Origin of the sequence: Paenactinomyces guangxiensis, from assembly GCF_016055185.1 — a bacterium.
Lineage (GTDB): Bacteria > Bacillota > Bacilli > Thermoactinomycetales > Thermoactinomycetaceae > Paenactinomyces > Paenactinomyces guangxiensis.
This window is the reverse complement of record NZ_JAECVR010000020.1, coordinates 41,681-66,435: the sequence shown is the minus strand read 5'-3', so window position 1 is coordinate 66,435 and position 24,755 is coordinate 41,681. Positions and strand designations below refer to the sequence as shown.

Below are 24,755 nucleotides of genomic sequence, written 5' to 3'. Positions count from 1 at the left end.
ACTGGGTTTCTTAAGTTTTGCCTTTTTTAGATAACAGGGGCTTTATAATTTCCAATTTCCCTGTTTCAATGGCTTGACATATTACCGCAGGACTTTTTGATCACGAGTTGTGTTTTTCCGGCCATCCGGTTAAAAAGAAGAGTCCCGCCTATTTCCTGAACTCGTTCGCGCATAATTCTCAAGCCAAACCGATTGGATTGCCGGAAGGGGTCTGTTTGAAACCCTGTACCATCATCTTCAATTTTCAGACACCAGTTTGCCTCGTTTCCCGTTAATTGAATCCATACATGGTCAGCATGGGCGTGTTTGCGGATATTGGTAAGCGCTTCCTGGATGCAGGAAAACAGTTCCACTTTTTCTTTGGGTTGCAGATTTGCCTCGTTCAGTTGGAAGAAAGGGTGAACTGAAATACCCGTATCGAGTTGAAATTGGCTGATCAGTTCCTCCACTCGTTTTTGCCAGCTCGCCGAACTTAGATGTGGCGGATTTTTTAAATTGGAGATCGAATGGCGTACATAATCATGAATTTGGCGCAAGCTTTTATCCAGCTCTGTCCACCCGGGGTCAGGCTGTTTTTCTTTTAAGCGGTTTATCTGAACAGAACAGAGGAACAGAGTTTGGGCGATGCCATCATGAAGCTCACGGGCGATTCGCTCCCGCTCCTGCAATATCGCTTTTTCCTCCCGCTCTGTTTTCAGTTGCTCCTGCATATGTTCATAGATCATAAAAAGCCGCCGCAGAAAGGTAATCGTAACGATAAATACAATGACGGGAGACAACCAGTTTCCCAGCTCCATTGATATATACGGAAGCAAAAATTGATGACGCAAGTATTCCCACAATCCGATGACAAGAGTGGGAATGATGAGGATGAGCCACTTCAGTTGCCTATACGACAAAGGGATCACTCCACTGTTTGATGATTACAGATACTATCTTAAAGCAGTTTCAAGGTTACTTCCTGCTAAAATTTTGAAAGTCCGGCGAAAAAACGATCATGGCTTGTCGGTACAACACCGGGATGAAAGTTTGTCTGGTTGGCACCGCTCCGAAATCATATTTAGGGCTCCGTTCCGTAGCGGGAGCTAGAGTCACTCGCCCCAAATATGATTTTTCCGCTTGATTGCCCATAAACACTTGCACAGAAAAAACAGCCGGAGTTGTTGTTTCCGGCTGTTCCACTAATTAAATCTATTCTGTGTCCTTTCATTTATCCATTTCGTTTTAACTTGCCGGTCCGCATGGCATATTTTTCAGCGACAGAGAAAATCCAAAGTCCAAATGGGATTAAGGCGGCTCCGATGATAAGCAGAGCGAGCAGATTCGGCCACATTTCCGGGATGGTTGCCCCGTTTAAAAGGGCGTCTCTGGCTGAGTCGAGGGCGTAGGTTCCTGGCGAGATCCAGGAAAGGGGTTGTAACCATTCCGGCAAGTAATGGACAGGATAGTAGATCCCTGAGACGAGCAGAATTACCCCCTGGATGATATGGGTCGCCTGGGCCCCCCGCTCCGGAGATAGCAGCGGCAGGACGGCAGCGATCAATCCCAGGCCCATAAAAGCCGGACTGGCAACAACCAGCACGAACAGGGCTGACAAAAGGTTTGATTTCCCCAGAGTGAGATCGAAAAACAGGGCGACAGCTGTTAAAACAATTGTAGTACGAAAGATCCCATACAGGACGGCAAACAGGCACATCCCGGATAAATGAGTTATCCGGCGGATCGGAGCCATAAAGGTATATTCAATCGTTCCTTCCCAGCGTTCCCAGGTGATTGAATTGGATACCTCCTCAAACAGAACGGACATAAATCCCCAGAAAAGGGCTCCAACCACGAGAAAAAGAACCATCTCTCCCTGCTTTTCGGGGTTTTTCTGCATCAGCCCGATCAGCCCGATTGTTAAGGTGTTGACGACGTTGTAGAAAAGAAATACAACCTCCCAGGCGATATATCTCCGAATCAAACTGAAACTCCGTTCAACAAAGGCATACATTCCGTTCAACTCATTCACAATCTTCATCAGCCTGCACATCCTCCCATGATTTTCCTGTCAACCGGAAGAAAACATCTTCGAGAGAATCTGTTCCTATTTGTTTCTTTAAGCCTTCCGCCGTATCTAAAGCCACAATTTTCCCCTGGTCGATGATGGCAATCCGGTCACACAATCGCTCAGCTTCATCCATATCATGCGTGGTCAGGATGATTGTCGCATCATGGGTATCCATCACTTCTTCCACAAACTCCTGCACATCCCGTTTTGACTTGGGATCGAGGCCGGTGGTTGGCTCATCCAGCAGCACTAAAGTAGGAGATGTCATCAGTGCGCGGGCAATCGCTACTTTTTGCTGCATTCCCCGCGATAAGTTTTCAAGTGAAGTGTGTGCTTTTTCCTCATTAATTCCTAAACGTGATAAAATATAGAATGCTTTTTGCCCTCCCTCTTCTTGCGACAGGCTGTAAATGCGGGCGGCATAGCGCAAATTTTCCATGGCCGATAACTTTTTGAAAAAGGAAGCTTCCACCGAAACCCGGTTGATCAAGCGCCGGATTTCCTGTTGGTTTTTAACCGCATCGTAGCCAAACACGGTCATCCTACCGCTGTCCGGAAACAGAAGGGTGGAGAGAAGACGGATTAAAGTTGATTTTCCTGACCCGTTAGGTCCCAACAGGCCGAACACTTCATTGCGGTAAACATCAAAAGAGACATGGTCAACCGCTTTTAACTGCCGCTTTTGTCCAAGGAAAGCGTTTTTCCAGGAACGGCTTCCTTTCACCGTCTCATAAAACATTTTGCTGACCTGATGGCAGTGGATCGCTACTGACAGGCTAGCTGAATGAGATTGTTGTCCTGTCTCTTTCTCAATCGTGATTGTCTTCAATCTCACATCCTTTCACAGAAAGAAAATTATATCCAGTAACCGAGATAGGAACGGGTCAAATGTGAGCTTCGTATCTTGTCGTTGAGAATACTCTGGCGATAGGAGCGGGGGCCTTCTATCATCCAGTAATTGGTTAAATTTGCATTATTACCTGCCGCAAATGATGGCGGGGCTTCATTTTTCACGCGTACCCGTTCCTTGGGAAATGTGTAGATAATGGCTTTTAACATCTGTCATCTTCTCCTTTTCATCTCAGTAAAAACAAAAAACACCATCAGAACTGAACAGTAAGCCTGTGGTGTCATATAAAAAGGGAATAAAAAACCACAGGCCCCGCAGAGCCTGTGGTGATTGTTTTTACTGAGCAAATGAGTGCTGGTAAACAATCGTTTGATCACCGAGGCCGTCTGGCGGTTTCATATATGCTGTTGGAGAAAGAACCGTATCACCGAAAATGGGCATACGAACCCCGTTGACAGCAAAAGTACTTAAAAGAACTGTTTTCATCACGACGACCTCCTTTCAAAAACGATTGTGATTTTGAGTAATTTAAATTTTATATTCAAGTCACATCTTTGTCAATTTATTTTTTGATTTTAGTACTTGCAGGTAATAAATAAATTTTCTCAGGTTTAGCCTTTTCTCACAGTGAAAAATATACTAATAAGAAAGGGTTGTCATAGTAAGTGATCATGGAGTATGTTAAACGGAAATTGGCGAAATATAAACAGTAAAGAAGGTGTATGGATTGAAAGCAATAATCTTTGATTTGGATGGTACATTATTTCAAACAGAAAAAGTAGCTGTACCTGCTTTTCAAGAAACATTCCGTTATCTGAAGGAAAAGGGAAGGTATTCGGGCCCTGCTCCTTCTGTTATGGAAATTCAATCTGTGTTTGGACTGACTCATGATGAAATTTGGCAAAAGCTGATGCCCGGAGCAGATCCCCTGACAAAAGCAGAAGCTGATCGAATCATGTTGGAAAAAGAATTGGAACTGCTTGAACAGGGAAAAGGTGAACTGTTTCCGGAAGTTGAAGAAACTTTGCGGAAATTGCAGCGAGCGGGCTGGGGACTTTTTATTGCCAGTAACGGCGTTGGTCCCTATGTACGCGGGGCTCTGGAATCTAAAGGGATCATTGACTTATTTCAAGATATTTATACAGCCGGTGATCATGAGACAAAAAGCAAAGTGGATTTAGTAAGAATTTGTAAACAGAATGCCGGAATCACAGAAGGTTATATGGTCGGGGACCGGAGTTCGGACGTCAAAGCAGGGAGAGAGAATAATCTGACAGTCATTGGCTGCCGTTACGCCGGCTTCCCCCGGTTTGGGGAGGAGGATGAATTGGCCGTGGCAGATTATAAAATTGAAGCATTTAAAGATCTGTTAACGATTATCTCTGTTTAGAAAAAATGCCGGGGCTTCTCTCCGGCATTTAGTTTGTCAAGGGAGGGGACCTGAAATGCAAACTGTCTGGACACTTCCCTATTGGGAGATTGCCTTTCGCCTTTTTGTCGCCGGGATACTGGGAGGGCTGATTGGATGGGAAAGGGAGAAAAACAATCACCCTGCGGGATTCCGTACTCATATCCTGGTAAGTCTTGGTTCCGCACTGATTATGTTGATTTCAATCTATGGATTTTCCGATTTTATGGGACAAAAAAATGTCCAGTTTGACCCGTCGCGAATCAGCGCGCAAGTTGTCAGTGGCATCGGTTTCTTGGGTGCCGGCACTATATTGCGGCACGGAGTCTCGGTGACAGGCCTCACAACGGCGGCTTCCCTGTGGGTGGTGGCCGGAATCGGGCTGGCGGTGGGAACCGGGTTTATGTTTGGAGCTGCTTTAACCACCGTCCTCGTTCTGGTCAGCCTGGAGCTTCTGAACCGTTTGGAGAAAATTTTGATTAAAAAGCGCCGTTTACGCATCATTCAACTGATCGTGGCGGACGACCCGGGAAAGTTAGGGGAACTGGCCTCCCTGATCGCCCGAAATGGCGGAAGTATTCGCAAGGTGAATATGGATGAAGGGGAAGAAGATGATCATTATCTGGGAATCACCTTTCATGTTCGCTTGCCGGAGAAAATTACCCTTGCTGAATTATGTGAGGAAATACGAAAAGTGAAGGGAGTGAAAACGGTCCGCACGGAGTGAAGAAGGTATGAAAAAGGAAAAGATAAGGGAAAATGAGTAATGAATCAAAGGGGGGACTTGGCAATCGGCAATGCATCATTTATAATAGGTATCACGAAGGTCAAAGTTAGTCAAAGTCAGCAGGAGGTTGTCCGATGAGTAGCATTTCGGACATCATTGAACGCTATTTAAAAAAAATACTCAATGAGAGTGACAGTGGGGTTATAGAGATCAAACGGAGTGAACTGGCAGATACTTTTCAATGTGTACCCTCACAAATTAATTATGTGATCAGCACCCGCTTTACGATTGAGAAAGGGTACATCGTGGAAAGTAAAAGAGGAGGCGGCGGATTTATTCGTATTCAAAAAGTTCGCCTGAAAACTCCCCGGGATACGTTTGAAGATCTCTTGCAAAAAATCGGGGATCATATTCCTCAAATAACCGCGGAACACGTGATATCCCGGTTGTTGGAGGAAAATTTGATGACACCCCGTGAAGCATTGTTGATGCGGCGTTTGGTTTCACGTGAGACGTTGCAGTTGCCGATCCCGCTTCGCGATCAAATGAGAGCACGAATGATGCGGATGATGATTACGACAATATTTACGAGTAAAGGAGAGTGACGGCCGATGCTCTGTCCGGAGTGCGGAAAACGGCCGGCAACACTTCATTACACGAAGATCGTTAATGGCAATAAGACGGAGTTTCATTTGTGCGAAGTGTGTGCCCAGGAAAAAGGAGAATACATGCCCGGTTTTGAAAACGGGTTTTCTTTTCATCAACTATTATCCGGACTCTTAAATTTTGAACCGTCAGCATCTGAGACGGGTCACGGGTCTGCGATGAAAACTCAGATAACCCGCTGTCCCACCTGCGGGTTGACTTATAACCAATTCAGCAAAATCGGACGTTTCGGCTGTTCAGATTGTTATCAAACCTTTAGAGACCGCCTTGTTCCGCTGCTGCGCAGAGTTCATGGACATTCTTCACACCGCGGGAAGATTCCGGAGCGGACGAAAGGTGAATTAAAGCTCCGCCGTCAACTGGAGAGACTAAAAGAAGAACTGGCTCATAAAGTAGAAGCGGAAGAGTTTGAAGAAGCGGCCAAATTGCGTGACCAAATTCGCTCATTACAAGAAAGACTAGAGCAGTAGGAGGAATTTCCATGTCACTTGAACATTTTATGCAAAATGCGATCAGTGAATGGATGCGAGTGAAGGGTCCGCAATCTGATATTGTTTTTAGCAGTCGGGTACGGGTTGCGCGTAACTTGACCGGTTTTCCGTTTCCCATGCTGAGTACCTCTTCCCAGGCTGAAGAAATTGTCCGGGTGGTGGAAGAGACCTGGGAGAAGGAACAAAATCACCTTCCTCTTTTAAAAGATGCCGAACTGATCCGCATGAAAGATTTAAATGAATTGGAAAAAAGGGTGTTGGTTGAAAAACATCTGATCAGTCCGATGCTGGCTGAAGAGTCGCCTCATGGAGCGGTTCTGCTGAGTAAAGATGAATCCATCAGCATCATGATCAATGAAGAAGACCACATTCGCATTCAATGTCTGTTTCCGGGACTGCAATTGGAAGAAGCCTGGAAAATGGCAAACCATATTGATGACTGGCTGGAGCAAAAACTCTCTTACGCCTTTGATGATCAATGCGGTTATCTGACCAGTTGTCCAACCAATGTGGGAACGGGCATACGGGCTTCGGTGATGGTTCATCTGCCTGCCCTGGCCATGACACAGCAGCTCAACCGACTGTTGCCGGCGATCACCCAGGTCGGTTTGGCTGTGCGGGGAATTTACGGTGAAGGGAGCGAGGCGCTCGGGCAGTTGTACCAGGTTTCCAATCAGGTAACCCTCGGTCAATCAGAGGAGGAAATTATCGATAAGTTACAGGGAGTTGTCGGCCAGATGATCCAACATGAACAATCGGCGCGGCAACGTCTCCTGGAAGTCTCGTCCATTCAAATGGAGGACCGTGTGCACCGGTCCTACGGAATACTGGCCCACTCGCGAATTATCGATTCCAAAGAGGCAATGAAAAGATTGTCCGATGTGCGGTTGGGAATTGATCTCGGACTGATTCGAGGTGTGTCGGCAAGTGTGATGAATGAGCTGATGGTTATGATTCAGCCCGGTTTTTTGCAACAGTACGCAGGGCAGCGATTAGACGCTGAAGAAAGAGATATTCGCCGTTCAAGGATGATTATGGAACGATTGGCGATGGAACAAAAGGACAAATCGGTCTGAAATCTAATATTCTCTCCCGAGACATGCTTTCACAGAAATAAAGCGAGGTGTATAGATGATGATGTTTGGCCGTTTTACAGAACGTGCGCAGAAAGTGCTGGCACTGGCACAGGAAGAAGCTGTGCGTCTGGGGCATAGCAACATTGGAACCGAGCATATTTTACTTGGCCTCGTCCGCGAGGGTGAGGGAATCGCAGCTAAAGCGTTGATTGCCCTTGGCCTGGGTTTGGAAAAAATCCATAAGGAAGTGGAGAGCCTGATTGGACGCGGACAGGGTCAACCCACCAATATTGCCTATACTCCACGTGCCAAAAAAGTAATTGAATTATCGATGGACGAGGCGCGGAAGTTGGGCCACACCTATGTCGGGACTGAGCATATTTTGCTGGGGCTGATTCGTGAAGGAGAAGGAGTGGCCGCCCGTGTACTCAATAACCTGGGTGTCAGCCTGAATAAAGCCAGACAGCAAGTATTGCAACTGTTGGGAAACAGTGAATCAGTCTCCGGCCATCAAGGGCCCAATGCCAATGTCAACACGCCAACTCTGGATAGTCTGGCCCGTGATCTGACGGCTACGGCTAAAGACGGCAACTTGGACCCGGTCATCGGCCGAAGCAAAGAGATTGAACGAGTGATTCAAGTTCTTTCCCGCCGTACCAAAAACAATCCGGTTCTTATCGGTGAACCGGGAGTCGGGAAAACGGCAATAGCTGAGGGTTTGGCACAGCGGATCGTGGATGGGGAAATTCCCGAAACATTGCGGGGTAAACGCGTGATGACCCTTGACATGGGAACCGTTGTCGCCGGAACCAAATATCGGGGTGAGTTTGAAGACCGGCTGAAAAAAATCATGGATGAGATTCGCCAGGCAGGAAATATCATCCTGTTCATTGACGAGCTGCATACTCTGATCGGAGCTGGAGGCGCAGAAGGAGCCATTGACGCCTCCAATATCTTAAAACCGGCTCTGGCACGCGGTGATTTACAATGTATAGGTGCAACGACACTGGATGAATACCGCAAGTATATTGAAAAAGATGCCGCACTGGAACGGCGCTTCCAGCCAATCACCGTCGATGAGCCCACTAAAGAGGAAGCGATCCTCATTCTTGAAGGCTTGCGTGACCGCTATGAAGCACACCATCGGGTCAAAATAACGGATGAGGCGATTCGTCAGGCAGTAAAATTGTCTGACCGATATATCACCGACCGTTATCTCCCTGACAAAGCGATTGACCTGATCGATGAGGCTGCTTCAAAAGTCCGCCTCTCTTCTTTCACCGTTCCGCCAGAGTTGAAGGAATTGGAACAAAAGGTGGAAGAAGTGAAGAAAGAGAAGGATGCAGCGGTACAAAGCCAGGAGTTTGAGAAAGCGGCTTCCCTGCGTGATAAGGAACAAAAATTGCGTGAAGAACTGGAAATCACCCGAAATAATTGGAAGCAAGTTCAGGGAAAGACGGATTCCGAAGTAACCGCAGAAGATATTGCTGATGTCGTCGGCAACTGGACGGGAATTCCGGTGAGAAAATTGGCTGAAGAAGAATCTGAACGTCTTCTGAACATGGAGAGCATCCTTCACAATCGTGTGATCGGCCAAGAGGAAGCGGTCAAATCGGTTGCGCGGGCGATCCGTCGTGCGCGTGCGGGATTGAAAGACCCCAAACGCCCGATTGGTTCATTTATTTTCCTTGGCCCGACCGGAGTCGGGAAGACAGAACTGGCGAGGGCTCTTGCCGAAGCAATGTTCGGGGACGAAGATGCAATGATTCGCATCGATATGTCCGAATACATGGAGAAACACACGACAAGCCGCCTTGTCGGTTCACCTCCCGGTTATGTAGGCTATGAAGAGGGCGGGCAGCTGACAGAGAAGGTTCGCCGCAAACCGTATTCGGTAGTTCTCTTCGATGAGGTTGAAAAAGCACACCCGGAAGTGTTTAATGTTCTTTTGCAAGTGCTGGAAGACGGCCGTCTCACTGACGGTAAAGGACGGACGGTTGATTTTCGCAACACCATCATCATTATGACTTCCAATGTAGGTGCTTCCACCATCAGGAAAAATACACGCCTTGGGTTTACGACCGGGGATATCAATAATGATGAATATGAACAAATGAAACAAAATGTAATGGAAGAGTTGAAGAAAAACTTCCGCCCCGAGTTTTTAAACCGGATTGACGATGTGATTGTTTTCCACTCTTTAAAAGAAGAACACCTGCAACAAATTGTTTCTCTTATGGCTGAAGAGCTGCGAAAACGCCTGAAAGAACAAGACATCGACTTTATGCTGACCGATGAGGCGAAAAAGCACCTTGCCAAAGAAGGCTTTGATCCCACTTATGGTGCACGGCCGCTCAGAAGAGCCATCACAAAGCATATTGAAGACCGTCTCTCTGAAGAATTGCTTCGTGGCAATATTCAGCGAGGGGATACGGTGACAATCGATGTGAAGGACGGGAGACTGACTGTCGATAAGACCGATGTGAAGCCGACTGAGGCCATTTAACGATCAAACATCCCCTTTCCCGCGGGGATGTTTTTGCTATTGAATTTGCTATAATGAGTGAGAGAAAAATAATCGAAATTGAATAGAGGACGGATTGTGACAAAGAAAAAAACGAGATTTGTTTGTCAGGAATGCGGATATGAAACCCCTAAGTGGATGGGACGCTGTCCGGGTTGCGGAAACTGGAACACGATAATGGAGGAGAGAGAACAGTCTCATGTTCCGGGAACAGCGATTAGACTGAGACCAAAAAGAGAACAAGCAACACCGATCACTCAGGTCGAAAAACTGGATCAACCCCGTTTTGATACGGGATTGAGAGAGTTGAACCGCGTTCTCGGGGGCGGGCTGGTACCAGGCTCTCTCATTCTGGTCGGCGGGGACCCGGGAATAGGCAAATCCACCTTGTTATTACAAGCAACACACCAATTGGCCGGGCGGGGAATGCCGATTTTATATGTTTCCGGTGAAGAGTCGACCGAGCAGATTCGGCTGCGTGCCGACCGTCTGGGAGCACTGCACGAAAAGCTGATGGTTGCTTCTGAAACCGACTTGACAGCAGTGGAACAACTGTTGGAAGAGACCGCTCCCAAGCTGGTCGTCATTGACTCGATCCAGACAATGTTCCATCCGGACATTACATCCGCCCCGGGAAGTGTATCCCAGGTACGAGAGTGCACCGGTCAATTGATGCGCTGGGCCAAAGAGCGGGCGATTGCCATTATCATCGTTGGACATGTCACCAAATCCGGTGCCCTTGCCGGACCGCGGATGCTTGAACATATGGTTGATTCAGTCCTCTACTTTGAAGGGGAGCGGCATCATACCTACCGGATTCTCAGGGCGGTAAAAAACCGGTTTGGCTCCACCAATGAAATTGGAGTATTTGAAATGAAAGAAGAGGGCCTTGCCGAGGTTGGCAATCCTTCCGAATTGTTTTTGTCAGGCCGGCCGGTGGGAGTACCCGGAACAGCAGTTGCTGCGAGCATAGAGGGAACCCGTCCCGTTCTCGTGGAATTACAGGCTCTGGTAACCCCCACCAGCTTTGCGACTCCCAAACGAATGGCTGCAGGCGTAGATCATCACCGAGTAACAATGATTATGGCTGTACTGGAAAAACGGCTTGGTTTTTTTCTGCAAAATCAAGACGCTTACGTCAATGTGGTCGGGGGAGTGCGTCTGGATGAACCAGCCGTTGACCTGAGCATCGCGGTCAGTCTCGCTTCCAGTTTTCGGGACCGTCCCACTCTTTCCCATGACCTTTTCATCGGGGAAGTGGGATTGACTGGTGAAGTCAGGGGAGTTTCCCGCATTGAACAAAGAGTGGCAGAGGCAAACAATATGGGATTTAAACGTGTTATTTTTCCGGAGAAAAACCGTCGTGGCTGGACTCCGCCACAGGGAATGGAACTTGTTGGGGTGGGCACACTGGAACAAGCATTGGAAGTGGCGTTGGGAGGGTAATAAGACGTGAAAGAAGAAGGGAAAAAAGATCGGTTGAGCAGTGATATTTTGCGCTTCCTCGCTCCCGGAACCCCTTTTCGTGAGGGGCTTGACAATGTTCTGGGAGCCAAAACAGGTGCGCTGATCGTCATGGGCTATGATGAAACGATTCGTGAAATTGTTGATGGCGGATTTCACATCGATTGCCCCTTTACGCCTGCTCATCTTTATGAACTAGCCAAAATGGACGGAGCGATTATTTTAAGTAATGACGGTAAACGAATTTTATATGCCAATACCCAATTAGTCCCCAGTTCAGCCATACCTTCCACTGAGACGGGAATTCGCCATCGCACCGCACAACGAACAGCAAAACAGACCGGGAAATTAGTGGTGTCTATTTCACAGCGGAGAAATATTATTACATTATACAAAGGAAATTTCCGTTACGCCCTGAAGGATATAGGAGTAATTTTAACCAAGGCAAACCAGGCAATCCAGACGCTTGAAAAGTATAAGTCGGTCCTTGATCAGACAACCACCAATTTAAGTGCGTTGGAATTTGAAGAATTGGTTACATTACATGAAGTAGCGTTAGTTTTACAGAGAGTGGAGATGGTCCTGCGCATTAAACGTGAAATTGAAACCTATATTCATGAATTGGGGACAGAGGGTCGTTTGATTAGCATGCAGCTGGAAGAGCTGGTTTCCAATGTGGAGGATGAGGCAGAGCTGCTGATCAGAGATTACTGTCAGAATCCGGAATGCGTAAAACCCCAGGAAGTATTTGAGGAACTGAGTAAACTTTCTGCAGACGATTTGCTGGAGTATACAAATTTAGTACGGATTCTTGGATTTCCTGGAAATATTAATATCCAGGAGCAGGCTGTCTCCCCGCGCGGGTATCGGATCCTGAATAAAATCCCCCGCCTGCCGGCAAATATTATTGAAAATTTAATTTGTCGCTTTGAAACATTGCCGCGCATCATGCTTGCCAGCATTGAAGAATTGGATGATGTAGAAGGGATCGGAGATGTGCGTGCCAGAACGATTAAAGAGGGTTTGAAGCGAATTCAGGAGCAGGTCTTTATTGACAGACATATCTAAATAACCTAGAATGAAACCACTACAATAAATTGAGCGAAAACAGCGAAAGGAGGCATGCAGTCAGCCACCTTAAGCGGTACTCATTCCATTTAGGAGGTTCCCTGTTATGTTTGCGAGAGCATTGCCCAGTTGTTTTACAGTTGGGAACTTATTTCTCGGTATTATATCTATAATTTTAGCGATTCAGGGTTCGTGGCAGTACGCTGCAATTATGGTCATTATAGGAATGTTACTGGATGGCCTGGATGGCCGGGTTGCCCGGATGCTGAATACGGAAAGCGAATTCGGGAAGGAATTGGATTCATTATCTGATGTTATTTCATTTGGGGTAGCTCCGGCAATCATTATGTATGTATCCGTATTAAAAGATACAGGTCCCCAGGGCTGGCTGGTCACGGCTATTTTTCCGATCTGCGGTGCCCTCCGTCTTGCCCGCTTCAATGTAAGTCCCGGAAAGCCCGGTTATTTCATCGGTTTGCCGATCACGGCTGCGGGCGGAATTCTCGCCACTATGGCAATCTATAACGAATATGTAGCCAATGCATACATTCTTATGTTTGCGATGCTGTTTTTATCTTTTTTGATGGTCAGCCAGATCAAATACCCTAAATTTAATAAAATGAGAGTACCAAAAAGTGCGTATTGGTTTGCGCCTCTCTTTTTGATTGCCGTTGCTGTTTCAGCTATTTTATATCCCCGCGAACTGCCAAAAGTGATGTTCATTCCTCTGGCCCTGTATGCACTGTACGGGGTGAAAAAAGCGATTGACCGTAAACGGCGGGGAGAGGCGAATGATGATCCGGTTGAGGATCTGAAGTAAAAATATTCATGACTGAATATAACAATCAACTGGCAAAAACAACCCTGAATAAGGAGAGCAGGGTTGTTTTTAATATGAATAGCGGACTTCCCGCTGCAAACAGCCAGCATCTCATCAAAGGCACGTTCCATGCGCTTTCATTTAAATGGCGGGTTTTAATGTTTCCATACTTTTAGTTGTAAGCACCCGCAAGAGAGAACGGGCCAGTCTAAAAGGTGCAACCTGTGCTCAAAGATGGAGAAAGCAACAGGTTCAAAATATTTTATTTATTTGTTAAATATATTTCAATTGATCATAGATTTGGAGTATAATGGGCATAGTACGGGTTAAGAGGTGAATCCTTCCAGACTCCGGAGATCTTCTAGCGGAGAGTAAAAACTCCCAGAGTAGACAAATTATTGGACTCCTGCTTAATCACATCAAGTAAACGAATATCTAACAGATTGCACAATGCGGTCAGGTAAAACAGGTTTTTACCCATTTCCGACTTGACGACATCAAGACAATGGTCGCATAATTCTCCGGACAGGTGGGTCTTTAGTTGTTCTTTCCACTCTGAAACGGAAGCTGCTTTCGGAAAAGACTGGCGGCGGGCCTCTACTTCAATGCAGCCGCAGTCGGTAACAGCTTTCATTAAAGCGCGGTTGATCCGGGCGTTTGATTCTTGAAATTTGGAAGTAACATCCAAAAAGCTGCGGTGTCTTAAGAGAAGATCTCCCACTTGCTGTTGAAAGGAGTGAAAATGGTTCTCTTCACTCATGCCTTTCACCTCATTTTCCAGGGATTCCGTGCCGAAGTTTTTGCTATGTTTATTATATAGATGGCGCTTTCATGGTGTCAAATTCGCAGCCAAAGAATAAGTTGTGCTCATAAACAAAAAAGTTGTTGACGGTTTAAATAGGAATATGCTAATATAATAATTTTTAATTTTGTTGACTCGCGATCCCTTTTGTGATATCTTGGAAATAGATATTGCCCTTTTTGGAGGTGGATCGATTTGTTCAATATTGGCGACAAGGTGGTTTATCCGATGCACGGTGCCGGGGTCATTGAGTCAATTGAAGAAAAAGAGATCCTGGGAAAACGACAAAAGTACTATGTGATGCGCATGCCCATCGGAGATATGAAAGTGATGGTCCCGATGAAAAATGTGGAGAGCATCGGTCTCAGGGAGGTTGTGGACGAAAGTACTGTGGAGCGGGTCCTTGAAAGGATGCGCACTCAGGATGTAAATGACACGACCAATTGGAATCGCCGTTATCGTGCCAATTTGGACAAAATGAAGAGCGGAGATATTTATGAAGTGGCCGACGTAGTACGGTCTTTGATGCTTCGCGAAGAAGAGAAGGGCCTTTCTACCGGAGAGCGCAAAATGTTGGATAATGCCAAGCAGATCTTGATCAGCGAACTGGCTCTCGCGAGAAACCTCAAGGAAGAACAGGCGTTTGAACTTATTGATCATATCGTTATAACCCGTGATGCCTGATTCAAGATTTTCTGTTGTTACAAAAAAATCACAGGAAAATTGTATATTCGGGTTTTCATTTTGTCAGATTGTCTATAATGAATACTAGCAGAGTGAAGTTGGGAGGAGGTGAAGCCCCGTGTTGAAACGTTTTGTACAATTAGCTTTCACTCTTGTCGGAGCATCTGCCGGTTACTATCTGGGGCCAGAATTTTTCGGAGCGCTTCAAAAATCTCCTCTGAAATTCGGTGATGTACCCGCACCCGGTTATATAGGGGGCGCTTTGGGGGCCGTGATTATGTTTGTGGCCACCATCTGGTTGTCGAACAATGTGGTGAAGTGGATTCGTTGGAGCGAAGAGCGCTTGATTAAGATCCCTGCCGCGGACGGAGTATTTGGGGCTCTGGGCTTAATTTTTGGTCTTATCGTCGCTTTTCTCATCCAACAACCGTTGTCTTCATTGCCGATACCCGGTGTAAACCACGTCTTGCCGTTTATTTTTTCCGGTTTATTCGGTTATCTCGGATTCAGAGTGGGATATAAGAAACGCGATGAACTAATTTCTGTTTTTACTCTTGGCCGTCAGAATAAAGAAGGCCGAAACAAAAAAGAAGGACGCGAGACTTTCGAACACAAGATTTTAGATACCAGTGTCATCATTGACGGAAGAATCGCCGATATCTGCAGGACCGGTTTCCTGGAAGGAACCCTTGTCATTCCCAGTTTTGTTCTGGAAGAGCTGCAACATATCGCTGACTCCTCTGATGTATTGAAGCGGAACCGGGGACGAAGAGGCTTGGATATTCTTAATAAGATTCAAAAAGAGTTAAACGTAAAAGTAATTATTTACGAGGGAGACTTTGAGGAAGTGGCAGAGGTGGACAGCAAGCTGGTAAAACTGGCCAAGGTTTTATCCGGTAAAGTTGTCACCAATGATTTTAACTTGAATAAAGTTTGTGAGCTGCAGGGTGTGAGCGTCCTGAATATAAACGATCTGGCTAATGCGGTAAAGCCGGTTGTGCTGCCGGGTGAAGAGATCAACGTTCAAGTGATTAAAGACGGAAAAGAGCACGGCCAGGGAGTTGCTTACCTTGATGATGGCACTATGATCGTGATTGAGGGCGGACGTGAATATATTGGTGACAGGCTTGACGTACTGGTTACCAGTGTGCTACAAACTTCTGCAGGACGAATGATTTTTGCCAAACCTAAACTGCTTGAACGTGCCTTATAATGAGAGAGCTGCGAATTAGCCCGTAACGGTTTTGCTAAAGCCGACGGGCATTGCTGTGTTTGAAAGGAGATAGCTTCGTGAGTGTTGGCGTTGTGATTCCGGCGGCAGGGCAAGGGAAGCGGATGGGGGTCAAAGAGAGTAAACAGTTCTTATTATTTCATCATCATCCGATCCTCCTCCACACTTTACGTGTCTTTGAAACACATCCTGAAGTTGAAGAAATCGTCGTTGTCACCCGGGAAAATGAGATCGGACGGGTGAAGCAGTTGATTGCACAGGACGGGCTGATGAAAGTCAAACAAGTTGTTGCCGGCGGCAAAGAGAGACAAGAGAGTGTATACAGGGGACTTACCTGTTTAACGACGGAGTGGGTGTTGGTTCATGACGCTGTCCGTCCATTTGTCAGTCATGCCTCTATTTCCCGCTTGCTCACGACAGCCCGTATGCATGGGGCGGCCATTCTCGCCGTGCCCGTGAAAGATACAGTCAAACAAGTAGATCAAGCCGGGATTGTCGAGATGACTCCGGACCGAAGCCGCCTGTGGGCAGTGCAAACCCCGCAAGCATTTCGGACCCAGATCTTGTTGGAGGCTCATGAACAAGCATCAGGGCAGGAAGCGGCAGCCACTGATGATTCGATGCTGGTCGAACAGTTGGGAATTGATGTCCGGGTTGTTGAAGGGGAGTACACCAATATCAAATTGACAACGCCGGATGATCTCATTGTGGCTGAAGCGATTTATCAGATACGTCAATCATGAGCTGTCCAAAAGATCTCCCTGGATCAAAGATTGTGGAAGCAAGGCGAGAAAAAAAGCACTCGTTCATGCAGAAACGTCCTTCCGGCGATACTTTAAGAAATTGGCTGAAAAGCCACGATTCAAGAAGAAAAAGAATCAAGATGTAACAATCTATTTTCCTAAGAATAACAAAACCGATTTAAAGATCGGGCGTCATCGAATTAACATCCCCACTTTGGGCTGGATCCGGCTGAAGGAAAAAGGATACATGCCCCTGAGTGGGTTGGTATCCAGTTGTACAGTGGAATAGAAGGCAGATCGTTTCTATGTCTCGGTCCTCTTCAAGTCTGTCCTTCCCGGGAAAAATGAATGGAAGCGGAGAGATCACCCCTTCATCACGGGAGTGGGGATCGACCTGGGGATCCAACGGCTCGCTGTTGTGAGCAATGGTCAAGAGTTTAAGAATATCAACAAGTCTTCCGCTGTCAAGCGTACGGAGAAACGGCTGAAAAGAGCCCAAAGGGCATTATCCCGAAAGTACGAATCCAGGAAAAAGAGAGGTGAAAAACCTGCTGCGAAGGGCGGAAGCAACATACGCAAAAATGTCCTGAGAGTACAAAAATTACATCAACGCCTGGCCAGAATGAGGGAAGCGTATCGGGCATGGGTGGTGAGTGTCATCGCAAAAACCAAGCCGGCATTTATCACCACCGAAAAACTGCATGTGCGCGGGATGAAAAAGAACCGGTACTTGGCGAAGTCTGTTTCAAATCAGGGATTTTATGACTTCAAGATAAAGTTGCTGAACACCTGCAGGAAGATGGGGATGGAGTACCCGTCCAGCAAAACTTGTTCTTGTTGCGGTCATAAGAAAATCAACCTTTCCCTGTCTGAACGGATGTTTCGTTGTGAACAATATGGATGTGAAAGAGACAGAGACCTGAATGCATCTGTCAATCTGGCGAAGGCAAAAGAATATGCAGTGTTAACTTGACTGACCTGCAAATATGTACCGATGGCTAGTCGGGAATTGACGCCTGTGGAGTGCTACATCAAACCGTAGTAGCGAGTAAGAGGTGAGGCGGGGCACGAAGAAGCAGGAATCCTCTGGCATGGACATGTTTGTCTATGTTTTTAGTAGCAGCAAACAGGTATGATTCGGATTGGACAAGGGTTTGATGTACATCAATTGGGAGAGGATCATCCATTGATCATCGGCGGAGTAACCATTCCCTTTGAAAAAGGGCTGATCGGTCACTCCGATGCCGATGTCCTTTTACATACGATTACCGATGCGATTTTGGGCGCATTGGCGCTGGGAGATATCGGAAAGCATTTTCCTGACGATGATCCCGCATATAAAGGGGCAGATAGTGCGAAGCTGTTACAGACGGTGTGGAACCTGGCCAGGGAGAAAGGGTATGTTCTGGGAAATGTTGATGCCACAATTATCGCCCAGCGGCCTAAAATGGCTCCTTATATCCCCCAGATGTGTGAGCGGATTGCCGCGCTTTTGGAAGCAAGCATTGAACAGGTCAATGTAAAAGCGACGACGACGGAAAAGTTGGGATTTACCGGCCGGGGAGAGGGGATTGCTGCCATGGCCGTGGTCTGTCTTGTCAAAAACGGAAAATAAGATCAATGAGTGTATGGGAAAAGGGGAAAGAAGAATGACAAAAGTTCGTACACGATATGCACCAAGTCCCACAGGTCATCTGCATATTGGTGGTGCACGGACGGCGCTGTTCAGCTATTTACTTGCCAAAAAACACAGGGGCGACTTTATCGTCCGTATTGAAGATACCGATACAGAGCGAAATGTGGAGGGTGCTGCCGAGAAACAGCTGTCCATGTTAAAATGGCTCGGGATTGAATGGGATGAATCAGTTGATACCGGCGGTCCCTACGGGCCTTACCGTTCCATGGACCGGGCTGATATTTACCGGAAATATGCTGATCAATTATTAAGCAAAGGGCTGGCATACTACAGTTACAGCACCCCGGAGGAGTTGGAGAAAGAGCGTGAGGAGCAATTAGCGCGTGGAGAAGCACCCAAGTACAGCGGCTGGGACCGGGATCTGACTGCCGAACAGCGGGAGCGTTTGGAGGCGGAGGGGAGAGTGCCCAGCATCCGTTTCCGGGTGCCCGAAGGAAGGACGCTTGTTTTCGAGGATGCGATTCGCGGGCGGGTCAAATTTGAAACGGATGGGATCGGAGATTTTATCATTATGCGTCCCGATGGCCGTCCCACCTATAACTTTGCCGTTGCGATTGATGATGCCTTAATGAAAATTACTCATGTCATTCGCGGCGAAGAACACCTTTCCAACACGCCGCGCCAATTACTGATCTATGAAGTGTTTGGCTTTGAAGTGCCCACGTTTGCACATGTCCCGCTGATTTTGAACGCGGAAGGCAAAAAGATGAGCAAACGGGATGAAACCATTATCCAGTTTATCGATCAGTATAAAGAGCTGGGATATTTACCGGAAGCCATTATTAACTTTATTGCGCTGTTGGGATGGGCACCCGAGGGTGAAGAAGAGATTTTCTCCATGGAAGAGCTGTGCAATATTTTCTCCCTGGAACGCGTCTCAAAAGCACCTGCTGTTTTTGATACCGGCAAGTTGAATTGGATGAACGGCCATTATATCAAAAAGGCTCCGTTAGAGCGGATTGCCGGATTGGCTTTTCCCTATCTGGAACAGGCGGGCCGCATTTCTTTGCCGATGTCCCCGGAACAAGAGGAGTGGACCACCCGGGTGATCGGATTATATCAGGAACAATTGGAAAGTATTTCGCAGATTGTTGAGCTTACGGATCTTTTCTTCCAATCAGATATTACTTACTCCGACGAAGCCAAAAAGGTTTTGGCCGGAGACCAGGTGCCTGTGGTTTTACAAGCTTTTCTAAACCAGCTTGACGGGGCGGAGTCTTTAAGTCCGGATCAAATCAAAACAATGTTGAAAAATGTACAAAAAGAGACAGGCTATAAAGGGAAACAACTATTTATGCCTGTTCGGGCTGCTGTGACCGGAGTTGTACACGGGCCTGACCTCAGGGAAACGATTTCACTGCTTGGAGCAGACAAGGTGATCAAGCGTATTCAAGCTTTAGTTGACAAAAGATAAGTCTTTGGTAGAAAATAAAATGAACAAAGCGCGATCATACACTGTGGCAATGATTGGGAAAGTAGGAAGCGCATGTGGGATTACAGAGAGGAGCTGCCCGCTGAAATGGCTCTATCCCCGGCCCTTTTGAAATGCACCCAGGAGCTGACCTCTGAAACGGCTTGAACACCCGGAGTAGGAGGGTCCGGTACCCGCCGTTATTTTGGGGTCAAGAGGAATTCACACGTTGAGTTCAAGCAGAGTGGAACCGCGGAAAACCCGTCTCTGCAGCGTTTAGCTGCAGAGACTTTTTTTATCGCTGCCTGTTACAGCATTTGGAATGTATTTATGTTTTGGCTGTTTGTGAGCCTTCCCCATCAGGAGGTTCAGGTGGATAGAATGGATAAAAGCTGCTTGAGCAAGGGATCGTATGGTTGAGGCGTCAACCTTTATTTAAAGATGTGGAGGGAGAAACCAGATATGTCATTGTGGAGTAAATTGAGAGAGACACGGAGGATTTTGCAATCAGATGTTCAAGCTGTTTTTGACAGGGATCCGGCCGCCAGGAACACGTTGGAAGTGGTTTTAACCTACTCAGGTTTACATGCGATTTGGGCTCATCGGATTGCTCACCTCTTTTACCGGATGCGCTGGTTTCTCGCAGCGAGAATAATCTCTCAGATCAGCCGCTTTTTTACCGGAATTGAGATCCATCCGGGTGCCCGGATTGGGCGAGGTGTTTTTATTGATCACGGAATGGGTGTAGTGATTGGTGAAACCTGTGAGGTGGGGGACTATGTTACCATCTACCAGGGTGTGACGCTCGGAGGGACGGGCAAAGAAAAGGGGAAACGACATCCGACGATTGAAGATCATGTGATGATTGCATCCGGGGCTAAAGTGCTGGGGTCGATCCGGATCGGGCGCTGTGCCAAGATTGGTGCGGGATCGGTTGTTTTGCGTGATGTGCCCGCCAACTCCACGGTGGTCGGCGTTCCGGGGAGAGTGGTGATTCAGGATGGGGTCCGTGTCCAAACAGACCTGGACCAGGTCAACTTACCTGACCCTGTCGCCGAGATGTTCCGGTCTATGCAAGCCGAAATATCTATATTAAGAAACGAAATAGAACAACTGAAACAGGGGGTAAAATCAGATGAGTCTCGACCCGACGAAGAGAGACCCTCGGACCACGACTGTCAAGCTTTACAATACTCTGACCAAAAATAAAGAAGAACTAAAAACCCTGAAGCAGGGTGAAGTAAAAATGTATGTATGCGGCCCGACCGTATATAACTATATTCATATAGGCAATGCACGCGTGTTTGTCTTCTTTGACGTCGTGCGCCGATATCTGCATCACCTCGGCTACAAAGTAACCTATGTGCAAAACTTTACCGATGTGGATGACAGGCTGATCAATGCCTCCAAAGAAACGGGAGAGTCAGTTCCTGAGATCGCGGAACGGTATATTCATGCTTATTTTGATGATATGGATGCTCTGGGAGTGAAACGGGCTGATGTGCATCCGCGCGCCACAGAGCATATTGCCGAAATGATTGAGGCGGTACAGACCCTTATTGACAAAGGGTATGCCTACGAGAGAAACGGAGACGTCTACTTTCGATCTTTGCGTAAAAAGGATTACGGCAAACTTTCTCATCAGTCATTGGATGAACTCAAAGCAGGAGCCCGCATTGAAGTGAATGAACAAAAAGAGCATCCGCTTGACTTTGCATTGTGGAAAGCGGCTAAGCCGGGGGAGATCAGTTGGGACACACCCTGGGGACCGGGGCGGCCGGGCTGGCACCTGGAGTGCTCGGCGATGTCAAGAAAGTATTTGGGGGATACTTTAGATATCCATGCTGGCGGAGCAGACCTGTGCTTTCCTCACCATGAAAATGAAATCGCCCAGAGTGAAGCGTGGACGGATCAGCCGTTTGTCCGTTATTGGCTTCATAACGGGTTAATCAATATGAGAAATGAAAAGATGTCCAAATCCCTCGGCAATGTCAAATATGTCGCTGAACTGCGGAAGGAATATTCTTCCGCGGCCATTCGTTACTTCCTGCTCTCTGTTCACTACCGCAACCCGCTGCAATTTAGCGAAGAGATTATGAACCAGGCGGAAGGAAGTGTAGAGCGGATCGAGACAGCAGTCACCAATCTGAGGCACCGCAAACAGGCAGCACTGGAGGGGGCCCCTGCTGAAGAACTGATCGCAGCACTCCAGTCTCTGTCAGATCAGTTTTACTCTGCGATGAATGACGACTTTAATACAGCCAATGCCATCAGCGTGATCTTTGAGGCAGTCAAACTGGCTAACGAGTGGGTGGCTAAACCGGTTATCTCCAGGGGATCGGCTGAAGCCTTGCTTGATTGGTTTGATACGTTTGGCGGAGAAGTATTGGGTCTAGTGAGAGGGAATAAGGAAGAAAGCCTGGAAAGCGAAATTGAAGCTCTGATTCAAGAACGCCAGCAGGCCAGAAAAGATCGCAATTTTGCCCGTGCCGATGCCATTCGCGACCAACTTCTCAACCGGGGGATTATTTTGGAGGATACACCTCAAGGAGTCAGGTGGAAAAGAAAATGACCCACTCAGCGTTGCTTGGAATGACGCAATCCGTCATTTCCAAATCCCCGCGAGAACTAAATCCCCTTCTGCTCGCCTATTTAGGTGATGCTGTTTATGAAATTTACGTTCGCTACCATTTGATAGCTGCCGGATTGTTTCGTCCTCAAGACCTGCAGCGCGAGGCCACGCGCTACGTATCGGCAGGGGCACAGGCAAAGGTGTGCCGCAGGATTGAATCCGAGCTCACAGATGAAGAGATGGGCATCCTGAAGTGGGGGCGCAATGCAAAGTCGGGAAGTGTCCCCAAAAATGCCAGGGTTTCTGATTATCGATACAGTACCGGTTTGGAAGCATTGATTGGGTATTTATATGTATCAGGCAATGAACAACGACTACAAGAACTGATGCAATTGATCTTGGAGCAAGTGGAAAAGGGGAAGGCCCAGCATGAGTGATTGGATTCTCGGAAGACATTCCGTACAGGAAGCGTTGCGATCTGGGAGGCAGATTGAAAAAATCCTGTTGGCGGAAGGGATGCAAAAGAAGCAAATTCAAGCCATCTTACAACAGATTCAAGAAAAGAAAATTCCTTATCAGTGGGTGCCCCGTGCCAAACTGGATCAGCTTTCGGAAGGGGGAAACCACCAGGGAGTGATGGCTCAAGTGGCCGCTCACCGATACGCCACGGTGGATGACCTGTTTCAAAGAGCAGAAGAGAAGCAAGAGCCTCCCTTTTTTGTTCTGTTGGACGGAATTGAAGACCCCCATAACCTTGGCTCGATCCTGCGTACTGCCGACGGGGCGGGGGTTCATGGTGTCATCATCCCAAAAAGGCGGGCGGTTGGTTTAACTTCCGCGGTGGCAAAAACTTCCGCGGGTGCGATGGAATATGTGCCGGTTGCCAGAGTGACCAATTTGAACCGTGTCGCCGATGAGCTGAAAGAGCGGGGAATCTGGCTGGTTGGCAGCGACGGGAGCGCCAAACAAGATTATACGCAGGTTGATTACTCCTTGCCATTAGGGCTGGTTATTGGCAATGAGGGGCAAGGAGTCAGTCAACTGATGAAAAAGAAGTGCGATTTTCTGGTGAAATTACCCATGAAGGGGCGGGTCACTTCATTAAATGCATCTGTGGCGGCAGGAATACTCATGTATGAAGTGATGCGCTGCCGGACGGCCGATGGTTAGACAAGAAGAATGGCTGGTCGTAGACGGGTACAACGTCATCGGGGCCCATTCGCAGGTGCGTTGGAACCCGCTTTCCCTGGAAGAAGAGCGCGCGAAATTGATTCGTGATCTTTCTGAATATCAAGCGATCACAGGACGGCGTGTGTTTTTGGTATTTGATGCCCACCTCTCTCCGGGGGCGCAAGTAAAAATAACGCAGGAAAAAATCACCGTATACTATACCCGCCGGGATGAAACGGCCGATGAGCTGATTGAAAGATTTGTCAAAAAGCACAAAAGCCCTCATCGCCATATTTATGTAGCGACCTCTGATTATCTGGAGCAACGGATGGTGTTTGGTCAGGGGGCATACCGTATTTCATCGCGGGAATTGATTCAAGAAATTCAAACCGCCAAAAAGAAATTGAGTGAAAATCTGCGAAAAAAGGAGAATACAGGACAAAGAAACACCTTAATAGATAGATTAAGCGCAGAAATGCAGCAAAAACTTGAAAAATGGAGGAGGAAAAAATAGGAGAAAAATTGACGTTTTTGTTGCAGTTCAGCTATAATAAGCTTACTATGGGCTTCTAGGGCTTGGTCGGGAGGGAATGCGGTGAGTGTAAACCTACAATCCAGTAATTCTATTGATTACGAAAAGATGGTAGATTATAAGACATTAGCCGACGAAGAGCTGGTAAGTGGCGTACGTGTGGGAGACAGCGAAGCTCTAGAATATTTGATTAATAAGTACAAAAATTTCGTCAGGGCGAAGGCCAGATCGTATTTCCTGATTGGTGCTGATCACGAAGATATCGTTCAAGAAGGGATGATCGGCCTGTATAAGGCTATTCGAGATTTTCGAGGGGACAAGCTTGCTTCTTTTAAGGCTTTTGCTGAACTGTGCATCACTCGCCAAATTATTACGGCAATCAAGACGGCTACTCGCCAAAAGCATATTCCGCTCAACTCTTATGTATCTTTGGACAAGCCGGCGTATGATGAAGAGTCTGACCGGACTTTGTGGGATGTAGTAACGGTTAATCCGTTAAGCCCTGAAGAAATTTATATCAGTCAGGAAGAATATAATGATATTGAAGATAAGATTGCCAAAATTCTCAGCGATTTGGAACGAAAGGTTTTGATGTTGTACTTGGACGGGCGTTCCTATCAGGAGATCGCCGTCGACTTAAATCGACATGTAAAGTCCATCGACAATGCTCTGCAAAGGGTGAAACGTAAGTTGGAGCGCTATCTGGAGGTGCGTGAAATTTCCCTTTAGAGAATGTCAATGGTATACAAATTGCTGAACAAAAAACAGGT

At 47.1% G+C, this 24,755-nt stretch carries 27 protein-coding genes, 1 pseudogene and 1 other annotated feature; of the genes and pseudogenes, 22 read left to right on the top strand and 6 right to left on the bottom strand.

The window, feature by feature from the left end; translation table 11 throughout:
- Window positions 1-65 precede the first annotated feature (65 nt).
- The 5 genes from I8U27_RS16520 to I8U27_RS16500 all read right to left on the bottom strand — a co-directional run bounded on the left by I8U27_RS16520 (window position 66) and on the right by I8U27_RS16500 (window position 3,386).
- Window positions 66-899: a sensor histidine kinase gene (locus tag I8U27_RS16520; RefSeq protein WP_181753727.1), complete on the bottom strand. Its 834-nt coding sequence runs from the start codon at window positions 897-899 to the stop codon at window positions 66-68.
- Window positions 900-1,210: 311 nt separating this feature from the next.
- Window positions 1,211-2,020, bottom strand: coding sequence for an ABC transporter permease (locus I8U27_RS16515; RefSeq protein ID WP_198065896.1), 810 nt, complete (start codon window positions 2,018-2,020; stop codon window positions 1,211-1,213).
- Window positions 2,004-2,879, bottom strand: a complete 876-nt coding sequence (locus I8U27_RS16510) for an ABC transporter ATP-binding protein (protein ID WP_198065895.1) — start codon at window positions 2,877-2,879, stop codon at window positions 2,004-2,006. Before I8U27_RS16510 ends, I8U27_RS16515 begins: the two co-directional genes overlap by 17 nt.
- Before the next feature lie 26 nt (window positions 2,880-2,905).
- On the bottom strand, window positions 2,906-3,109 hold the full coding sequence (locus I8U27_RS16505) for a hypothetical protein (RefSeq protein WP_181753729.1): 204 nt from the start codon (window positions 3,107-3,109) through the stop codon (window positions 2,906-2,908).
- 127 nt (window positions 3,110-3,236) lie between these two features.
- The gene (locus I8U27_RS16500; protein WP_181753731.1) at window positions 3,237-3,386 is read right to left on the bottom strand and encodes a hypothetical protein; all 150 of its coding nucleotides are present in this window, start codon (window positions 3,384-3,386) and stop codon (window positions 3,237-3,239) included.
- Between the two features lie 241 nt (window positions 3,387-3,627).
- On the opposite strand from I8U27_RS16500, the gene I8U27_RS16495 reads away from it, so the two are divergent.
- The 9 genes from I8U27_RS16495 (at window position 3,628) to pssA (ending at window position 13,144) form a co-directional block, all read left to right on the top strand.
- Window positions 3,628-4,290 carry an HAD family hydrolase gene (locus tag I8U27_RS16495; protein ID WP_181753733.1) on the top strand — a complete coding sequence of 221 codons (663 nt, stop codon included), beginning with the start codon at window positions 3,628-3,630 and terminating at the stop codon, window positions 4,288-4,290.
- Between the two features lie 55 nt (window positions 4,291-4,345).
- A complete protein-coding gene (locus I8U27_RS16490; protein WP_181753735.1) occupies window positions 4,346-5,035 on the top strand; it encodes an MgtC/SapB family protein in 690 nt (229 codons plus the stop codon).
- 134 nt (window positions 5,036-5,169) lie between these two features.
- On the top strand, window positions 5,170-5,640 hold the full coding sequence (locus tag I8U27_RS16485; protein ID WP_181753737.1) for a CtsR family transcriptional regulator: 471 nt from the start codon (window positions 5,170-5,172) through the stop codon (window positions 5,638-5,640).
- 6 nt (window positions 5,641-5,646) lie between these two features.
- Window positions 5,647-6,171: a UvrB/UvrC motif-containing protein gene (locus I8U27_RS16480; protein ID WP_181753739.1), complete on the top strand. Its 525-nt coding sequence runs from the start codon at window positions 5,647-5,649 to the stop codon at window positions 6,169-6,171.
- Window positions 6,172-6,182: 11 nt separating this feature from the next.
- Complete coding sequence (locus tag I8U27_RS16475) at window positions 6,183-7,268, top strand: protein arginine kinase (RefSeq protein ID WP_181753740.1); 1,086 nt, start codon at window positions 6,183-6,185, stop codon at window positions 7,266-7,268.
- A gap of 58 nt (window positions 7,269-7,326) precedes the next feature.
- Window positions 7,327-9,774, top strand: a complete 2,448-nt coding sequence (locus I8U27_RS16470) for an ATP-dependent Clp protease ATP-binding subunit (RefSeq protein ID WP_220186015.1) — start codon at window positions 7,327-7,329, stop codon at window positions 9,772-9,774.
- 96 nt (window positions 9,775-9,870) lie between these two features.
- Window positions 9,871-11,238 carry a DNA repair protein RadA gene (gene radA / locus I8U27_RS16465; RefSeq protein ID WP_181753742.1) on the top strand — a complete coding sequence of 456 codons (1,368 nt, stop codon included), beginning with the start codon at window positions 9,871-9,873 and terminating at the stop codon, window positions 11,236-11,238.
- 6 nt (window positions 11,239-11,244) lie between these two features.
- Window positions 11,245-12,324 carry a DNA integrity scanning diadenylate cyclase DisA gene (gene disA / locus I8U27_RS16460; RefSeq protein ID WP_181753744.1) on the top strand — a complete coding sequence of 360 codons (1,080 nt, stop codon included), beginning with the start codon at window positions 11,245-11,247 and terminating at the stop codon, window positions 12,322-12,324.
- Window positions 12,325-12,430: 106 nt separating this feature from the next.
- Window positions 12,431-13,144, top strand: a complete 714-nt coding sequence (gene pssA / locus I8U27_RS16455) for a CDP-diacylglycerol--serine O-phosphatidyltransferase (protein ID WP_181753746.1) — start codon at window positions 12,431-12,433, stop codon at window positions 13,142-13,144.
- A gap of 361 nt (window positions 13,145-13,505) precedes the next feature.
- Here pssA and I8U27_RS16450 read toward each other — a convergent pair whose 3' ends face one another.
- A complete protein-coding gene (locus I8U27_RS16450; RefSeq protein ID WP_181753748.1) occupies window positions 13,506-13,904 on the bottom strand; it encodes a DUF1573 domain-containing protein in 399 nt (132 codons plus the stop codon).
- A gap of 237 nt (window positions 13,905-14,141) precedes the next feature.
- Here I8U27_RS16450 and I8U27_RS16445 point away from each other — a divergent pair, with 237 nt between their 5' ends.
- From I8U27_RS16445 to sigH, 13 genes and pseudogenes are all read left to right on the top strand, one after another.
- Window positions 14,142-14,630, top strand: a complete 489-nt coding sequence (locus tag I8U27_RS16445) for a CarD family transcriptional regulator (RefSeq protein ID WP_181753750.1) — start codon at window positions 14,142-14,144, stop codon at window positions 14,628-14,630.
- A 118-nt stretch (window positions 14,631-14,748) separates the two neighbouring features.
- Complete coding sequence (locus tag I8U27_RS16440; RefSeq protein ID WP_181753752.1) at window positions 14,749-15,843, top strand: PIN/TRAM domain-containing protein; 1,095 nt, start codon at window positions 14,749-14,751, stop codon at window positions 15,841-15,843.
- Between the two features lie 77 nt (window positions 15,844-15,920).
- Entirely contained in the window at window positions 15,921-16,604 is a 684-nt protein-coding gene (gene ispD, locus I8U27_RS16435) for a 2-C-methyl-D-erythritol 4-phosphate cytidylyltransferase (RefSeq protein WP_309506168.1), read from the top strand.
- Window positions 16,567-16,893: a hypothetical protein gene (locus I8U27_RS20755; RefSeq protein ID WP_232345598.1), complete on the top strand. Its 327-nt coding sequence runs from the start codon at window positions 16,567-16,569 to the stop codon at window positions 16,891-16,893. Before ispD ends, I8U27_RS20755 begins: the two co-directional genes overlap by 38 nt.
- 15 nt (window positions 16,894-16,908) lie before the next feature.
- Window positions 16,909-17,577 (top strand): annotated as a pseudogene (locus I8U27_RS20750) (RNA-guided endonuclease InsQ/TnpB family protein); the annotation flags it as partial.
- Window positions 17,578-17,736: 159 nt separating this feature from the next.
- On the top strand, window positions 17,737-18,219 hold the full coding sequence (ispF, locus tag I8U27_RS16425; protein ID WP_181753754.1) for a 2-C-methyl-D-erythritol 2,4-cyclodiphosphate synthase: 483 nt from the start codon (window positions 17,737-17,739) through the stop codon (window positions 18,217-18,219).
- Window positions 18,220-18,253: 34 nt separating this feature from the next.
- Window positions 18,254-19,714 carry a glutamate--tRNA ligase gene (gltX, locus tag I8U27_RS16420; protein WP_220186017.1) on the top strand — a complete coding sequence of 487 codons (1,461 nt, stop codon included), beginning with the start codon at window positions 18,254-18,256 and terminating at the stop codon, window positions 19,712-19,714.
- A gap of 40 nt (window positions 19,715-19,754) precedes the next feature.
- Window positions 19,755-19,983 (top strand) — a binding site (T-box leader).
- Window positions 19,984-20,173: 190 nt separating this feature from the next.
- Entirely contained in the window at window positions 20,174-20,920 is a 747-nt protein-coding gene (cysE, locus tag I8U27_RS16415; RefSeq protein ID WP_181753756.1) for a serine O-acetyltransferase, read from the top strand.
- Window positions 20,847-22,283 (top strand): cysteine--tRNA ligase, encoded by a 1,437-nt coding sequence (gene cysS, locus I8U27_RS16410; protein WP_181753758.1) that lies wholly within the window; start codon window positions 20,847-20,849, stop codon window positions 22,281-22,283. The genes cysE and cysS overlap by 74 nt, the downstream gene beginning before the upstream one ends.
- Window positions 22,280-22,720 (top strand): Mini-ribonuclease 3, encoded by a 441-nt coding sequence (locus I8U27_RS16405; protein ID WP_232345586.1) that lies wholly within the window; start codon window positions 22,280-22,282, stop codon window positions 22,718-22,720. Before cysS ends, I8U27_RS16405 begins: the two co-directional genes overlap by 4 nt.
- Complete coding sequence (gene rlmB / locus I8U27_RS16400) at window positions 22,713-23,453, top strand: 23S rRNA (guanosine(2251)-2'-O)-methyltransferase RlmB (RefSeq protein ID WP_181753760.1); 741 nt, start codon at window positions 22,713-22,715, stop codon at window positions 23,451-23,453. The genes I8U27_RS16405 and rlmB overlap by 8 nt, the downstream gene beginning before the upstream one ends.
- A complete protein-coding gene (locus I8U27_RS16395; protein ID WP_181753762.1) occupies window positions 23,446-23,967 on the top strand; it encodes an NYN domain-containing protein in 522 nt (173 codons plus the stop codon). Before rlmB ends, I8U27_RS16395 begins: the two co-directional genes overlap by 8 nt.
- A gap of 111 nt (window positions 23,968-24,078) precedes the next feature.
- A complete protein-coding gene (sigH, locus tag I8U27_RS16390; RefSeq protein ID WP_374057941.1) occupies window positions 24,079-24,714 on the top strand; it encodes an RNA polymerase sporulation sigma factor SigH in 636 nt (211 codons plus the stop codon).
- Window positions 24,715-24,755 lie beyond the last annotated feature (41 nt).

Coding starts and splice junctions, on each gene's coding strand:
- I8U27_RS16515 (WP_198065896.1), bottom strand. CDS start 2,020: ATGAAGATTGTGAATGAGTTGAACGGAATGTATGCCTTTGTTGAACGG.
- I8U27_RS16505 (WP_181753729.1), bottom strand. CDS start 3,109: ATGTTAAAAGCCATTATCTACACATTTCCCAAGGAACGGGTACGCGTG.
- I8U27_RS16500 (WP_181753731.1), bottom strand. CDS start 3,386: ATGAAAACAGTTCTTTTAAGTACTTTTGCTGTCAACGGGGTTCGTATG.
- I8U27_RS16490 (WP_181753735.1), top strand. CDS start 4,346: ATGCAAACTGTCTGGACACTTCCCTATTGGGAGATTGCCTTTCGCCTT.
- I8U27_RS16485 (WP_181753737.1), top strand. CDS start 5,170: ATGAGTAGCATTTCGGACATCATTGAACGCTATTTAAAAAAAATACTC.
- I8U27_RS16480 (WP_181753739.1), top strand. CDS start 5,647: ATGCTCTGTCCGGAGTGCGGAAAACGGCCGGCAACACTTCATTACACG.
- I8U27_RS16475 (WP_181753740.1), top strand. CDS start 6,183: ATGTCACTTGAACATTTTATGCAAAATGCGATCAGTGAATGGATGCGA.
- I8U27_RS16470 (WP_220186015.1), top strand. CDS start 7,327: ATGATGTTTGGCCGTTTTACAGAACGTGCGCAGAAAGTGCTGGCACTG.
- pssA (WP_181753746.1), top strand. CDS start 12,431: ATGTTTGCGAGAGCATTGCCCAGTTGTTTTACAGTTGGGAACTTATTT.
- I8U27_RS16450 (WP_181753748.1), bottom strand. CDS start 13,904: ATGAGTGAAGAGAACCATTTTCACTCCTTTCAACAGCAAGTGGGAGAT.
- ispF (WP_181753754.1), top strand. CDS start 17,737: ATGATTCGGATTGGACAAGGGTTTGATGTACATCAATTGGGAGAGGAT.
- gltX (WP_220186017.1), top strand. CDS start 18,254: ATGACAAAAGTTCGTACACGATATGCACCAAGTCCCACAGGTCATCTG.
- cysE (WP_181753756.1), top strand. CDS start 20,174: ATGTCATTGTGGAGTAAATTGAGAGAGACACGGAGGATTTTGCAATCA.
- cysS (WP_181753758.1), top strand. CDS start 20,847: ATGAGTCTCGACCCGACGAAGAGAGACCCTCGGACCACGACTGTCAAG.
- I8U27_RS16405 (WP_232345586.1), top strand. CDS start 22,280: ATGACCCACTCAGCGTTGCTTGGAATGACGCAATCCGTCATTTCCAAA.
- rlmB (WP_181753760.1), top strand. CDS start 22,713: ATGAGTGATTGGATTCTCGGAAGACATTCCGTACAGGAAGCGTTGCGA.
- I8U27_RS16395 (WP_181753762.1), top strand. CDS start 23,446: ATGGTTAGACAAGAAGAATGGCTGGTCGTAGACGGGTACAACGTCATC.